13 protein-coding genes are annotated in these 13,195 nt (G+C 46.9%); 2 read left to right on the top strand and 11 right to left on the bottom strand.

The window, feature by feature from the left end; all coding sequences use genetic code 11:
* Window positions 1–114 precede the first annotated feature (114 nt).
* Together B5E62_RS15280 and B5E62_RS15275 are read left to right on the top strand one after the other, a co-directional pair.
* A complete protein-coding gene (locus tag B5E62_RS15280; protein ID WP_087175377.1) occupies window positions 115–1,431 on the top strand; it encodes an ISL3 family transposase in 1,317 nt (438 codons plus the stop codon).
* Window positions 1,428–1,760, top strand: a complete 333-nt coding sequence (locus B5E62_RS15275) for a hypothetical protein (protein ID WP_087175376.1) — start codon at window positions 1,428–1,430, stop codon at window positions 1,758–1,760. Before B5E62_RS15280 ends, B5E62_RS15275 begins: the two co-directional genes overlap by 4 nt.
* A gap of 246 nt (window positions 1,761–2,006) precedes the next feature.
* Here B5E62_RS15275 and B5E62_RS15270 read toward each other — a convergent pair whose 3' ends face one another.
* The 11 genes from B5E62_RS15270 to B5E62_RS15220 all read right to left on the bottom strand — a co-directional run bounded on the left by B5E62_RS15270 (window position 2,007) and on the right by B5E62_RS15220 (window position 13,005).
* Window positions 2,007–2,231 (bottom strand): hypothetical protein, encoded by a 225-nt coding sequence (locus B5E62_RS15270; RefSeq protein WP_087175375.1) that lies wholly within the window; start codon window positions 2,229–2,231, stop codon window positions 2,007–2,009.
* A complete protein-coding gene (istA, locus tag B5E62_RS15265; protein ID WP_143468878.1) occupies window positions 2,218–3,831 on the bottom strand; it encodes an IS21 family transposase in 1,614 nt (537 codons plus the stop codon). Before istA ends, B5E62_RS15270 begins: the two co-directional genes overlap by 14 nt.
* Window positions 3,832–3,880: 49 nt before the next feature.
* Window positions 3,881–5,062: a glycosyltransferase family 1 protein gene (locus B5E62_RS15260; RefSeq protein WP_206414333.1), complete on the bottom strand. Its 1,182-nt coding sequence runs from the start codon at window positions 5,060–5,062 to the stop codon at window positions 3,881–3,883.
* Window positions 5,059–6,141, bottom strand: coding sequence for a glycosyltransferase family 4 protein (locus B5E62_RS15255; RefSeq protein WP_087175374.1), 1,083 nt, complete (start codon window positions 6,139–6,141; stop codon window positions 5,059–5,061). The genes B5E62_RS15260 and B5E62_RS15255 overlap by 4 nt, the downstream gene beginning before the upstream one ends.
* Window positions 6,138–6,752 carry an acetyltransferase gene (locus B5E62_RS15250; RefSeq protein WP_087175373.1) on the bottom strand — a complete coding sequence of 205 codons (615 nt, stop codon included), beginning with the start codon at window positions 6,750–6,752 and terminating at the stop codon, window positions 6,138–6,140. The genes B5E62_RS15255 and B5E62_RS15250 overlap by 4 nt, the downstream gene beginning before the upstream one ends.
* Window positions 6,753–7,358, bottom strand: a complete 606-nt coding sequence (locus tag B5E62_RS15245) for a sugar transferase (protein WP_206414335.1) — start codon at window positions 7,356–7,358, stop codon at window positions 6,753–6,755. It lies immediately after the preceding gene.
* A gap of 146 nt (window positions 7,359–7,504) precedes the next feature.
* Window positions 7,505–8,779 (bottom strand): DegT/DnrJ/EryC1/StrS family aminotransferase, encoded by a 1,275-nt coding sequence (locus B5E62_RS15240; RefSeq protein ID WP_087175402.1) that lies wholly within the window; start codon window positions 8,777–8,779, stop codon window positions 7,505–7,507.
* Between the two features lie 111 nt (window positions 8,780–8,890).
* Entirely contained in the window at window positions 8,891–9,397 is a 507-nt protein-coding gene (gene loaP / locus B5E62_RS15235) for an antiterminator LoaP (RefSeq protein ID WP_087175372.1), read from the bottom strand.
* A 229-nt stretch (window positions 9,398–9,626) separates the two neighbouring features.
* Window positions 9,627–11,510: a polysaccharide biosynthesis protein gene (locus B5E62_RS15230; RefSeq protein ID WP_087175371.1), complete on the bottom strand. Its 1,884-nt coding sequence runs from the start codon at window positions 11,508–11,510 to the stop codon at window positions 9,627–9,629.
* 116 nt (window positions 11,511–11,626) lie between these two features.
* Entirely contained in the window at window positions 11,627–11,821 is a 195-nt protein-coding gene (locus B5E62_RS15225; protein WP_087175370.1) for a hypothetical protein, read from the bottom strand.
* A 266-nt stretch (window positions 11,822–12,087) separates the two neighbouring features.
* Complete coding sequence (locus B5E62_RS15220) at window positions 12,088–13,005, bottom strand: tyrosine-type recombinase/integrase (RefSeq protein WP_087175369.1); 918 nt, start codon at window positions 13,003–13,005, stop codon at window positions 12,088–12,090.
* Window positions 13,006–13,195 lie beyond the last annotated feature (190 nt).

Here is a 13,195-nt window from a genome sequence, read left to right as displayed (position 1 = left end):
AAGCTCCCCATAACTTTTATTGCCATGTTAGATGCTTCCATGGTTGCTCCATACTTCCAGTGTTATGATTAATTTGAACTAAAAACACCACTTTAAAGGAGGTATGAAACAACCATGAAAACATCTAACTATCTGGCAAAACTGCCACAGGAAGCAACTATCAAAAGCATCCAGGTCCTCAAGGACTACGATCTCATCACTCTTGATGTACCTACAGCCAGTCAGAGGCTATGTCCCCATTGTGGCTCTAACGACTGTGTCATCAAAGACTCCGGGACCATACAGACCATCAGGCACATCCCATGTAATCATCGCGGTACCGTCGTCTCCTTCCACAAACGCAGGCTCCTGTGCAAGGACTGCCACTCCTCATTCTATGAGACTCCCTACTGGATCCATCCCTCTCTTCGCATGACACAGGCTCTCTATGACTCCATCCTCCTGGACCTGATGCAGCCTCTCGCCTTCTCCGAGGTTGCAAGGAGAAACCATGTCCCCCAGAGCACCGTCCAGTCTGTCTTTCAGACCATCCACTTTGGCAGGCCAGCCAAACTCCCTGAAACCATCTGTATTGATGAATTCAAAGGCAACAGCGGTGTGTGGAACTCTAAACATCGCCGCTGGTATCGCAACAAATATCACTGTAGCATCTCTGACGGTGACTCCCACTCTGTCATCGACGTCCTGGATCAGATCTCCGGCGTCTATCTGAACAAGTACTTCCACCAGTTCTCTTTAGAGCAGAGGAAACGGGTGAAATACTTCTGCTGCGACATGAGCAACGGCTTTGTCTCTGTCTCCAGGAAGAACTTTCCAAACGCCAGGATCTGCATTGATCCATTCCACGTTGTCAAGCGTCTTAATGAAATGGTGGACCATGTGAGGCTCCGCTATCAGCACCAGTTTCAGGACGCCGGGGATACAGAGAGCCTGAAAAAGGTAAAAAGCATCGCCCGTCTCCTGAAAACGAAAGAGTACAATCAGGTCGCTTACTGGGGCTCACGCTTTCATGACAACAAGCAGCGCCTCCAGGAGGCCTTTGACGTGGCCCCGGATCTTCTGGAAGCTTATGAAGCCCTCCAGTTCTTCCATGATATCCTTGCTTCTTTCCCTTATTCTGTCCAGTACGAGGAGCTGACAGAGTGGATCAGACAGTATACCGCCTCCGAGGTGGAGGAAATCCACTCCGCCGCCTGCACCATCCGCCACTGGCGGGGCTACATCCAGAACAGCTGGAAATACGGCAAATCCAATGGTCTCAGCGAAGGCCTGAACAACAAGGTCAAGATCCTGAAACGGGTGGCCTTCGGCCTGCACAGCTTCGAAGGTTTCCGCAAACGGATCCTTCTTACCTGTGGAAAACTCAGGCTTTCTAATGACCCGCTGTCCATTCTGGAAAAAGCCAGGGACGGAAAGGAGATACGCTTATGATCCCCGACAGAAATTTCCTGCGCCGCTGCGCACATAAGAACAATCTCAATCTTCCACAAGAACTTGAGGACTGGCTCCTCGTCCACTTTGAGGACGAACCCTATGAGGATTTCAACACGGCTTCCGCCCTTGAGGACATGATCCATATGTACTGTCAATCCTATGCGAATGGCAGGCTGGACGTGGCCATCCCGGATCCCGTGACACGCCTAAAGGAACGCTGTGAAGATCTGAAGGATCTGATCACGGACCTTCGTGTGGATATCAGTTATCTTCAGGGCCTGTGTGACGACTACGAGCGCATCCTGAAAGAGCATGGCCTGCTCTGAGACCAGGGCCGCCATAGCCTCAGCTCTGGAGGTGATATATTAAAAACTCCACGAAAAAAAGGCCTGTTAAAGCCTCTTGCAATCCGTTATTGATGGTTTATGCAGTTATTAATAGTCTCATTTCAACCTGATTTTTGAAGGTATCAACTGTCAGGTCTGGTTATTATACACTTTTTTAAGAAGTATCCATCTCAAAATCCTCATTCTTTCAGTATTTACAGGGCCTTGCGTCTCTTTGTCACCAGGTTATTTAGAAGAACCGGAAAGATGGGCACGTTTCAGCCTGTTCTGGAATCTTTGTGATGTTTTATTCTGGTATTCCGGTCCGATCACCTGTTCAAGCAGCGATACGGCATCCAGTTCATCAAATGTTTCTGAATGATACAGTGCGTCAAGTGATGCTGCCATGCATCCAAGTTTCAGTTCATTGAGTTCATCTACAAGTTCATTGATCCGATCAAGCTTTTTCATCACGCACCTCCCCGGCAAGTTTACTGCTCTTGGAGAGAAGCCGTTCAATGTCTCCGGCATGCGGGCTCATGACAAACGCCCCTTTATTACGTTCTTCGTTGAGCTTCGTATTGAAACCGGCGCTTCCGATCTCTTCAGCGACAGCGGCAATTGAATTCTTAATAAAAGAGTACGAGATATGATTCGTATCAATTGCCAGTTTGCAGCAGTCCTCCAGGGCAAGCTTGCTATACTTCTTTGTATAGTTGAGGATACCGATACACAGGCGATATGTCTGAACCTCATGCTCACGGCTTCGCAGTATGTGTTCTATGACTTTGACCGTATTCGGGCCTACTGTCATTGCTTTCCTGGTAAAGTAAGTAGCATTCCACTCTGACATCTGTTTATAGCTTTCAGGCAAATGCGCTGGGTCTGTCAGCCATTCTCCCCTGCGGGAAGCCCTTCTCCAACTGACGATAAGCTCCCCTTTCATGGAATAGATGTTGACTGTTGTCGCAGAAGCAGCGATCATAACGCTCTTATGCAGATATGCTTTATCTACACTGTAATAAGCGTTATCAAAGCGTACATGGAAATCAGCAGATACCTTTGCAGTCCGCCTCTCCATGTATTCGTAAGGAACAGCCGGAAGAGGAAGCAGTTCCTGCCGCTCCTCCATCCACTGGTCGTATCTGCTATAGTTTTTCTTTTTGAAGTTTTCATGGTTCAAAGCATCCAGTTTTGACCAGAGATCCCTGTTGAACTGTTCCAGTGAGAAGTAACGGTTTTCTTCTAAATCGTGAAAGAACCCCTTCTCAAGGATGCCTACAGCATTTTCAACGCTGCTTTTCCATTTAGGTTTGCGTACCTTGGCGGGTAATATAACGGTATGGTTATGATCAGCCCATGCTGCATAATCCTTATTCAGGTCAGGATCGATCCAATCTTTGTTGGCAGTAACGGCCTGTTTGCAGTTATCGCATACGACAATGGTCGGAACACCGTCAAAATAGTCCAGTGCATGGTTGTTGACCTCAATCCACTGGGGTTCACAGGTGGAGACCATCCCTTCTGCATAGATATACTGCGAATAGGGCAGAACTGCTACAAACACAACAATGGTCGTGATTTCGCCAGTAAGTTTGTCGATCAGCTCAAAAGTTTTGCCTGCAAAGTCAACTTCCATCTTCTGAGCGATCACCGCCTGGATATGCAGTGTCTCGTAGTTCTCGTTGCACCAGCGGGCATACAGTTCGCAAAACTGTCGGTATTGATAAGGTTTGACCTCTCTGGCTGTACAATCCTTTTGGTAACGGCTCCACAGATAGACGAGTGTCATGTTTTTACGCTCATTCATCTGTCTAAAGATTGCGGCGAAATCAGGCTGTTCGTAGCCGGCATTTCGTCTGTTGGTACCTGGCTCATGGCCGTATACCAGTTCGTAGATCGCATAGTTCGTGATTCCTTCCGGAAGCGGATACGACAGCTTTTCGCACCTTTCAAAAGCGCGGATGAAGTCGTTGATTCCAGACTTACTTGCACTGAACTCTTCAGCCAGTTCCTTGTAGCTCAGGCCCAGTGCATACCGTTTGATAATGATGCTCTTGTAATCTAACATAAGGCATCCTCCTTAAATGATTCGTACCATTTTTTAATGGCCTCAATCATTATAAGGTATCTGCAGATTTCAATAGATATAGATTAAGTCCGCTCGCTCCGCATCGCGTCCGTTTTGCTCCGCAAAACCGTCTGTTGGAGCCCGCTGATTGCATTATATAAAAATTCTGTAGCCATTTTGCATTTTCATTAATATCAATATTTTGTTTCAATAAAATATTACTTCGAGGTTTCTTCTCATTGGCTAATCTGATAATGGAATCTCCCCATATTTGAGCATTTTCATTTAGAGACAGTGTAGTTACTAAATTTGTCACTTGACACTCCGCAGGTATCTTATCTGATAGCAAACAGGGTGCTCCTGATACCTGAGCTTCTATAGCAGCGATTCCCAGACCCTCATATAACGACGGAAATACAAAGACATCCATCGCCTGCAGTAATTCAGGTACATCCTCCCTCAGCCCCAAGAATAGTACCGCCTCATTCAAATTCCTTTTTTTTACCTTTTCTTTTATTTTTTCCTCTAGCTCCCCAATCCCAACTAACATTAATATAGAATCTCTTCTCTTCTTCCAAACTTTTTCAAAAATATCTATTAAAAATTCGTGATTTTTAGGGTAATTAAAACTTCCTACATGCCCAATTACAAAGCGCTCCGAAATCCCCAATTCTTTCCTCTTGATTCTTGCTATATCTTCATTGTAAATATATTTTTTTGTATCAATTGCATTTTTTATAACTATAAATTTTTCTTTTCCAAACATCCACCTGCCCGCATTTTCACTACAGGCAAATAAATCTGTTGCATACTCCGGTATCATCCGCTTGGAATATAATTTTATCCAATATTTTATATCTTTCTTTTGACTTGTAGTATGGCTATGGGCAATCCTCACTGGAACCCCATATTTTTTAGCTGCCTTCAACGGATACGCACTCATACAATCCAAATGTGAATGTACAATTTTATATTCTCTATGCTGATCAAAAAATTGATCCAGTTGATTTAAATAATTTTTACTAAAAGGGTTTAATGGGGGAAGATGATAAATTCTTCCCCCATACTTTTCAATTTCACCGTCATAATCTTTTTCTCCATCACGATGCGTTAAGAAATCAAACTGAACCTTATTCCTATCTATATGTCGATAGTAATTCATTATCATGGTTTCTAATCCGCCACGATTCATATGTGTTACGACATGTAATACTCTTATTGGTGTTGTCATTTCAATGCTCCTATTGTATCATTTACAATTTCAACCTTATCGAAAAACTGTTCTATATATTTTCTTGATTTCCGCCCCATATTTTCCTGTTCATCTCTTTCAAGTTCAAAAAAATTATGAAATTTTTGGATTAAGCTTTCTTCATTTCCTTTTTCCGCTAAATACCCACTCTCTCCATCAACCACAGCCTCCATACACCCATGTATCCTACTTGTGATCAGCGGTCTTCCCATTGCCCCTGCTTCCAGCAATGTATTCGCCATTCCCTCATGCCAGGACGGCAGTACAAAGCAATGACATCTTGCAATAAAAGGCCTCACATCCTTCTGATACCCGTAGTATGTAATAATTCCATCTTCCTCTAATTTTGTTATAACAGAACTGTACTCATCTTCCATCGGCCCCACTATATCAAAGAGCACATCCGGGTATTCTTTCTTGATCCTTCTTGCAGCTTCAAATAATTCATCTACTCCTTTCTCTTTCATAACACGCCCGATGAAGAGAAATCTGATTGGTTCGTTTTCGCCAGGATATTCCATATACGGATATTCATCCAGATTGACTCCTGCTCCATTCAGTCTGCAGGCCTGCTCTTCTCTGATCAGATGATTGTCAAGAAATATTTGTTTATTTTCTTCATTTTCAAAGAAAACTACCTTTGCGCATTTACTGCTTACTTTATAAAGGAAGCACACCAGCTTCTTGACAAGGTTTTCTGTCTGGAATGTCGTTCCAAGACCGGTAATATTTTCTGCATATGGGATATGCAAAAAGCGGCTGACCATCCCACCATATACGTTTGGTTTGATCGTATAGGTAATAACCAGATTCGGCTTCAGGGTCACCGCCATACGGAAATATCGCATCAGGAGCTTCAAATCTGTCAACGGATTGATGCCTCTACGGTCAACATCAGTTAATATGACCTTAACGCCAAGCTTTCGGATATCTGGTATCAGTTCCCCATCCGGGAGTGATACAATGACTCTATTTCCCTGGCGTATCAATTCCTGTATCAGCTCTTTTCTAAATTTGTATAATCCCACATCATTATTCGCTAATATCAATATCCTCATCTTATTTTCCTCGCAGGAACTCCCACATACGTTCCCGGCTCTTCTATATCTCTTATAACGACCGCTCCTGCCCCGATCATCACATTGTCACATATACACAGATTGTTGCTCACGACGGCTCCTGCTCCGATCCATGTGGATTGACCTACTGTAACAGTACCGGATATATGGGCACCCACTGAAATATGGGCATAATCGCCAATCACATCATCATGATCTACCGTAGCGCCGGTATTAATAATGACTCCTTTTCCTATCGCAGCATCCGGATTGATGACAGCTCCCGCCATGATTGCCGTTCCTTTGCCAATCCTGACATTTGTTCCAATTACAGCTTGCGGATGGATCAGGGTTGCAAGTTTCAATCCACTTTCTTCATACTGCTCCTGTAATCGCTGCCGTATACTCGGATTTCCGATAGCAACAATCACTTCATCTTCAGGTCTAATATCCTCATATGTACTGCTTCCTGCCACGGAAATTCCCATACAGCTGTCTGATTTTGGATTGTCATCCAGAAACAATATTTCTTTATATTTGTTCTGCTTAAGCGCAATGTCCGCTACCACTTTTCCATGTCCGCTGCAGCCGACAATAAACAATCTGCCCATTTATGCGTTCCCCTTAAATTCTTCCATCGTCGCCGCCGTCTCCGAACTGATTCCTTCTCTCTTCAGCACCGTCCTCACTGTCTGGAAAATAATCCTCCAGTCTCCAAGGAAGGTTACATGATCCACATATTCCACATCCAGATCAAACTTCTCTTCCCAGGAGATCGCGTTACGGCCATGCACCTGCGCATACCCGGTAAACCCCGGCCGCACCTCATGGCGTCTTGCCTGATGTTCGTTATACAGAGGCAGATATTTGACCAGCAGCGGCCTTGGTCCTACTACTGACATATCTCCGTTCAGGATATTGAACAGCTCCGGCAGCTCATCCAGACTGGTAGATCTCAGCAGTTTTCCGAATGACGTAAGCCTTACCTCGTCCGGGAGGAGGTTCCCTTCGCTGTCCTTTTCATCCGTCATTGTGCGGAACTTATATAATGTAAATACTTTTCCGTTCAGTCCTGGCCGTTCCTGCTTGAACAGAATCGGAGTGCCAAGCTTTATTCGCACGAGAAGTGCCGTAATCGCCATGACTGGTGACAGAACGATTATTGCAGCCAGAGCACAGCAAAAGTCCTGCGGCCTTTTAATATATCTCTCATAAATCCCCTGCTTATGTACCTGCGCCTCTGCCTGATATGCGGAAGACTTCTTTTCCGCCGTTCCATATTTTTTTCTGACAGCGAATATCGCTGCCCCGCCAGCTACGGCAGTCATTATGGCAGACAGTACTTTTTTCCATTTACTCATCTTTATCGGAAACATCCCTTCACAATCTCAATCACTTTCTCCTGCTCCTCCGCCGTCATCTTATTGTCACTGGGCAGACACAGCCCTCTCTGGAAGATATCCATTCCCACGTCCAGCGGCCTGCCGTCTTTTCCAAGAGCACCGCCTGCAATATACGCATTGGTCACCGCTCTTCCATTGCCCTCTCTTGTGACAAATCCATTCATCCTGTAAATCGGCTGCATATGCATTGGCTTCCATATGGGTCTTCCTTCGGCATTATATTCTGCAAGTGTTTCCAGGATCTCTGTCGGACAGGATTTCCCCGGTTCGCTTATATAGATTGCCTCCTGCTCTCCCCTTATCTGCCGGCACATTCCCTCCGGCTCGATCAGCATGCAGCTGAGCCAGAAGTTAGGCTCGCTGTTCTCAATATCATAGGGATTCATCACAACCGGAAGGTCTTTAAATCCCTCTCGATATCTCTCATAGATGGCTTTTTTCTGCGCGATATGCTCCTCAAGATAGGGGAACTGTCCTCTTACAACCCCGGCAATTACATTGCTCATCCTATAGTTATAGCCCAGCTCCTCGTGCTGATACCAGGGCGCGTTTTCCCGGGACTGCGTAGACCACTTTCTCACTTTGTCCGCCGCTTCTTTGTCATCTGTCAATAACATTCCGCCGGAAGATCCTGTAATAATTTTGTTGCCGTTGAAGGAAATACAATTATACCGTCCGAAGCTCCCGGTCTGTTTTCCTTTATATTCCGCTCCCAGCGACTCAGCCGCGTCTTCGATGATCACCGCTCCGTTTCTGTCGCATATTTCCTTCAGCTCATCAATTTTTCCCGGTGTTCCATAGAGGTGGGCAATAACTACAACCTTCACTTCCGGATAAAGCTCAAATGCCTTCTCCAAAGCCGTGGGATCCATATTCCAGGTATCGTATTCTGTGTCAATGAATACAGGGATACCTCCTTCATATGCAACCGGGTTCACCGTGGCGTCAAATGTCATATCAGAGCAGAACACCCTGTCTCCCGGCTTTACCCCTGCAAGCTTTACCGCCATATGTAGGGCAGCTGTTCCGGCAGAGAGCCCGACTGCATATCCACATCCGATTTTTTCACATGCAAGTCTCTCGACCTCATTTATATTCTCACCCACCGTGGACATCCAGTTTGTCTCATATGCCTCTGTCACATATTCCAGCTCCGGACCGTGCATGGTCGGGCTGGAAAGCCATATTTTCTTTTCAAATGGACTAATCCCTGTGCTCTCTGTTTGAAATGCCATTGTTTTGTTCCTCTCACCTTTTTTTGTAAAATTCATATAAGGGCTATGCATTTCCCCACAAAAATAAGAGCCCCTGAAGGCTCTCATTTCTTCTCCTATTACTTGTCATCCCTACGTCTTCGCCACGATCTCCAGCCCCACCTGCACCCTCTGCAGCCTGCCGAACATCTCAATCTCCAGCCAGGCCTTGCGCTTGTGCCGGTCGATCTTCCGGATGTAGCCCTCCTTGCCCTTGAGGGGGCCTGAGTAGACGTGCACTTTGGAGTCCTCTATGATCCCCTCGGACATGGCGACCATCTGCTCCTCGCCGCCAAACTCCAGGAGGAAGTGCTTCTCCTGGTCTGTCAGGGGGACGATATCCTGACCGGTGCCGATCAGCTTTGTGAGGCCGATGACGGTCCGCAGGGACTCGTAGAGCTGATCCAGTTTGTCTGTAACGACAAAAACATACCCGGGAAACAGGACCTTTTTCTGTGTGATCCATGTACCCCGGATATGTTTTCTCTCTTCATAATAAGGGATAAAGCATCTCTCCAGCACGCCGGCAGGTATATTGCTCTGGCACTGGACGCGGATACTCTCTTCGGTGCCTGTGCGCACCTGCATGACGTACCACATAGTCTGGTATTTCTCCTTGTTCAGTTATCCCTTGCCTTATGATCATTTATGAAATTGCCTGTTAAACAGGTAAAAAAGAGTAGGCTCCGCCATTTCTGCCCTGAAAAAGGCAGAAAATGCGGAGACACTATATCATCCAACGAAGCCAGACGCGGCAAGGCGACGATCTGGCTTCCTTTGGAATCCTGAACAAGCTTACTCTATGTTTATCTGATCTGAAGCAGCTGATCTATGAAGCCTTCTGCGGCTCCGGCTCCTCCAGGTCAGAGGGCTTTGGGTGATAGGTCGGCACGATCTCTGCCACCAGCTCTTTGATATGGCCGTTCTCTATCTTGCTCTCCCGGTCCAGCTTCTTGAGCTGCACCTCAAACCACTCATCATCCATCTCTATGGGCTTTCCAATGTGGATCAGCTCATTTTCTGTATCCTGCAGCCCTTCCTCGTCCATGAGCAGTTCCTCAAAGAGCTTCTCCCCGGGACGCAGGCCGGTGTACTCGATCATGATATCCACATCCGGCTCGTAGCCTGACAGGCGGATCAGATTCCGCGCCATGTCATCAATCCGGACAGGGGCCCCCATGTCCAGGACGAAGATCTCACCGCCCTTTGCGTAGTAGGACGCCTGGAGCACCAGTGAGACCGCCTCGGGAATGGTCATAAAATAGCGGATGATATTTTTATCAGTGACCGTGACCGGTCCGCCCGCTGCGATCTGCTTCTTAAAGAGCGGGATGACGCTTCCGTTGCTTCCCAGCACATTTCCAAACCGGACGGCCACAAAGTCTGTATCCGGGCATTTCCGGTTCATCATCTGTACCACCATCTCACAGAGGCGCTTGGACGCTCCCATGATGTTGGTGGGGTTGACAGCCTTGTCCGTAGAGATGAGGACAAATTTCCTTACCCCAGCCCTGGCCGCCGCCTTGGCTGTCTTGTAGGTGCCAAGGACATTGTTCTTGATGGCCTCATTGGGGCTGTCCTCCATCAGCGGGACATGCTTGTGGGCTGCCGCATGGAATACCACGTCAGGCTTGTATTGATCCATCACCCAGCCGATCCGGTTTGTATTTCTGACCGATCCGATGAGCACTACCAGGTCCAGCTTGTCGCCGTATTTGCGAAGCAGCTCCTGCTGGATCTCGTAGGCGTTATTTTCATATATATCAAAGATGATCAGCCTCTTGGGCTGCGCCTGGGCGATCTGGCGGCAAAGCTCTGACCCAATAGAACCTCCGCCACCTGTTACCAGTACGTTCAAACCCTTGATCGCGGCAAAAATTTCTTCATTGTTTACCCTGACCTGGGCCCGGCCCAGCAGGTCCGTAATCTCCACATTTCGCAGCGTGCTGACGCTGACCTCCCCGTTGACCAGCTGATAGACGCCCGGCACTGTCTGCATCCGGCATTTGGTCTCCTTGCAGAGATTCAGGATATCCTTCCTGTTTTTTCCTGTGGTGGCGGGAATAGCGTAGATAATGCGGTTGATGTTATATTTTTTCACCATCTCCACAATATCGTACCGGTTTCCCACAATGGGGATCCCCTCCAGTGTCCTGCCCAGCTTGTTGGGGTTGTCGTCAATCACACAGCACACCTGTACACGAGTCTTCTCCGAGCTCAGCAGCTCCTTGATCAGGACCTGGCCCGCACTGCCCGCACCGATGATCATCACTCTGTCCCGGATCTTGTCTGCCGCGGCGGCATTTTCCGCACTGACTGCATACATCCGCAGGATCCTGTAGGAAAAGCGTACCCCCGTTGTCAGACAGAAGCTTATAATGTATCCCATGAAATAGTAGGATCTGGGCATATGGAGCCCCATAAAGATCATGCCTGCCACGTAGACGATCAGCAATATCACATAGGCAGCCAGTATCCTCCTGAACTCAGCCACACTGGCCAGACTCCAGATACTGTGATACAGCCTGCAGCCGTAGAACACGACCAGTGTCGCGATCACCCAGAAGGGCATGGACCAAAGATAGCCCCGGATGTATTCCTCCGGGATATTCATGAATACAAAATCGAACCGCATCAGCAGTGCTGTCAGGTAGGACAGCAGTATGATCACTACGTCCGCCGCGGCAATGATCAGCGCTTTATGCATCCACATTAGTTGTTTTCTCTGTTTTTCCTCTTTCATCTTCCTGTTCCTTTTTTATAGCCCGCCAGACCTATCATGATACATGAAAAAAACTGATCTGTCCGTATAGCCAGCCAGTTTTTGTTCTAGTTTCCAGTGTGCCGCTTGAGGAAAACAACCACGCCGGCAGCCAGAGCGATCCCTGCGGTGATCACCGCCCGAAGGGGTTCTACCGCCTCTGTCACCACAGTCCCCGCCCCGATATACATGACAACGCCCGCACCGCACAGCATCAGGCAGCAGAGCACCAGCATCTTCAAAGCTGTCCTGGCATGTTTCATGATCGTTTCCTCCTTTTTCACCGTTTTAAGACTGCTCTTATTATAATGGTTTACCGCATTTTTTTCAATCTCTCACCAGAACATCCCTCTTTTTTGTATATTTTTATTATTTTTTCAATAAGATAATATCATTTTTTATAAAATTGCATATGTGTCATTATGTTATTGATACTTTTTATCTTTTGTTTTTCGAAAATCTTTACAGGGATTTTACACTTATAGCCTCTCTGTTCAGCTCTTCCCCTATCGGAGCGAAGCTGTGCTCATCAAATATTCATTTTGTTTCTCGGATGCCTTTCTCTCAAAAGCTCCGCCTGCTTTTTGGACGCCACATGAACATAGATCTGTGTCGTCTTAATGGAGCTGTGTCCCAGCAGCTTTTGGATATAGGCAATATCCACCTCTTCCTCCAACAGGTAGGTGGCCACTGAATGCCGGAACATGTGAGGCGTGATATTTCCCGGTAAATGAGCTCTCTCCTGATAACTGTGCAGCATATTTCTTATAGACTGCTCGGACATAGCTCCGCCTCTCCGGTTCACGAAGAAATTACCACATTCCGTGATCTCACTCTGATTTGCCCCATAATATCTCTGCAAGATCTCCAGCACTTCCTGACTGCCAACCTGCACCACACGCTCCCGTGCGCCTTTTCCCATAATGCGCACAATTCCCTCTTTGGTATCCACATCCTTTTCCTTAAGTCCGGCTATCTCGCACACTCTGGCCCCGGTGGCAAACAGCATCTCAACCACCGCTATATCTCTCAGCACCTGTCCATACTCTCTCCCGTCCGCTCTCCGTCCCGTTCGTTCTAATTCCTGGTACATAAATATGAGCAGTCCCTCAATGTTTTGTCGGGGAATCACCCGGGGCAGAGTAAGTGTTTCCTGAAATCGCACTTTAATCTTCTCAAAGGGATTTCTTTCAATCTGCTCCTCCTCTTCAAGGTAACTGAAAAATGCCTTCATGCTGGCTATTTTCCGCTTAATGGTCTTTTTCCTGAACTGCTTGTGGAGGTGTGTTACGTATTTCTCCAGGTTCTGCCGTGTACATTCACGCCCGCCCAGATACTCTGCCATCTGCCGCAGGTCGATCCGGTACGCCTTTATCGTCTTCACATCCAGCTCCTTCCGGTATCTGCAAAATTCAAGGTAATCTCTGAGTGCCGTCGTAAGATCCATCTCTTTTTCATCCTCCTTGTTGTTTGGTATGAGGGTAGTGTAACACAGGGAGGGGGAAGGGGGGTGGATGGGAGGATAATACCTTATTATCCATATATCTTTTATGAGGTGAATATGAAAAAAATTAGAGTACTTATTTGTAATGTTTCTTATCAGGCTTCAGCTGGAAGCTTTATTAAATTGTTGAGGA

It is taken from the genome of Lachnoclostridium sp. An118 (genome assembly GCF_002160985.1).
Taxonomy (GTDB): domain Bacteria; phylum Bacillota; class Clostridia; order Lachnospirales; family Lachnospiraceae; genus Claveliimonas; species Claveliimonas stercoravium.
Note: the sequence above shows the minus strand (reverse complement) of the source record. Positions and strands in the feature narration are given on the sequence as shown.

Bases quoted from the DNA above. Each gene is read 5' to 3' on its own strand.
- istA (WP_143468878.1), bottom strand. From the start codon at position 3,831: ATGTTAGATTACAAGAGCATCATTATCAAACGGTATGCACTGGGCCTG.
- B5E62_RS15260 (WP_206414333.1), bottom strand. From the start codon at position 5,062: ATGACAACACCAATAAGAGTATTACATGTCGTAACACATATGAATCGT.
- B5E62_RS15240 (WP_087175402.1), bottom strand. From the start codon at position 8,779: ATGGCATTTCAAACAGAGAGCACAGGGATTAGTCCATTTGAAAAGAAA.
- B5E62_RS15230 (WP_087175371.1), bottom strand. From the start codon at position 11,510: ATGTGGATGCATAAAGCGCTGATCATTGCCGCGGCGGACGTAGTGATC.
- B5E62_RS15275 (WP_087175376.1), top strand. From the start codon at position 1,428: ATGATCCCCGACAGAAATTTCCTGCGCCGCTGCGCACATAAGAACAAT.
- B5E62_RS15250 (WP_087175373.1), bottom strand. From the start codon at position 6,752: ATGGGCAGATTGTTTATTGTCGGCTGCAGCGGACATGGAAAAGTGGTA.
- B5E62_RS15225 (WP_087175370.1), bottom strand. From the start codon at position 11,821: ATGAAACATGCCAGGACAGCTTTGAAGATGCTGGTGCTCTGCTGCCTG.
- B5E62_RS15220 (WP_087175369.1), bottom strand. From the start codon at position 13,005: ATGGATCTTACGACGGCACTCAGAGATTACCTTGAATTTTGCAGATAC.
- B5E62_RS15255 (WP_087175374.1), bottom strand. From the start codon at position 6,141: ATGAGGATATTGATATTAGCGAATAATGATGTGGGATTATACAAATTT.
- B5E62_RS15270 (WP_087175375.1), bottom strand. From the start codon at position 2,231: ATGAAAAAGCTTGATCGGATCAATGAACTTGTAGATGAACTCAATGAA.
- B5E62_RS15280 (WP_087175377.1), top strand. From the start codon at position 115: ATGAAAACATCTAACTATCTGGCAAAACTGCCACAGGAAGCAACTATC.
- loaP (WP_087175372.1), bottom strand. From the start codon at position 9,397: ATGTGGTACGTCATGCAGGTGCGCACAGGCACCGAAGAGAGTATCCGC.